General features: G+C 63.1%; 1 pseudogene. It reads right to left on the bottom strand.

The features are described 5' to 3' along the window. Window positions 1–13: 13 nt before the first annotated feature. Window positions 14–507: pseudogene (locus NW815_RS12940) on the bottom strand (LPS export ABC transporter periplasmic protein LptC); the annotation flags it as partial.

The following is a 507-nucleotide window of genomic DNA, read 5'->3' as shown; positions in this document are numbered from 1 at the left end:
CCCCCAGCCCCCCTTAGGGCAAAGTGAGCTGGGTTTGGCTGTTGCCCTGGATCCGAGCAGTGTTGGCCTGCCAATCCAGGATCCCTTGGTTGCCTCTGACAGTCAAAGCCTGGCCGGGCTGGCGGTAGCGCACGTTGCCCTGGGCCTGCAGCTGGGTGGAGCCGATGCGCCAGCGGATCTCCTGGGCCTGCAGCTCTTGACCGGTTTGCTCGGCTTTGGCTTGCCCGTTGCCCAATATGCGCAACTCGGTTAGAGGCAGGGGAGCCCGCAACTGCTCGCCCCTGAGGCGCAAAGCTTGTAAGGGAGCGTAAACCTCTACAGACCCTACTGCCTGCACTTCCCCGACGCCAAATTGCCACAGAAAACGGCTGGCAGCCAGCTCCAGATCCGGATCCCGGTACTCTGCCCGCACAGGCTGAGTGGGATCCAGGTTCTCCAACTGCATCTGGGCTTGGCCAAAGTCGACGAGCAGCCGCTCCCCCCACAGGGATCCCTGCCCATCCAACA

Origin of the sequence: Synechococcus sp. R6-7 (assembly GCF_047461695.1) — a bacterium.
Lineage (GTDB): Bacteria > Cyanobacteriota > Cyanobacteriia > Thermostichales > Thermostichaceae > Thermostichus.
This window is presented reverse-complemented; position numbering and strand designations above follow the sequence as displayed.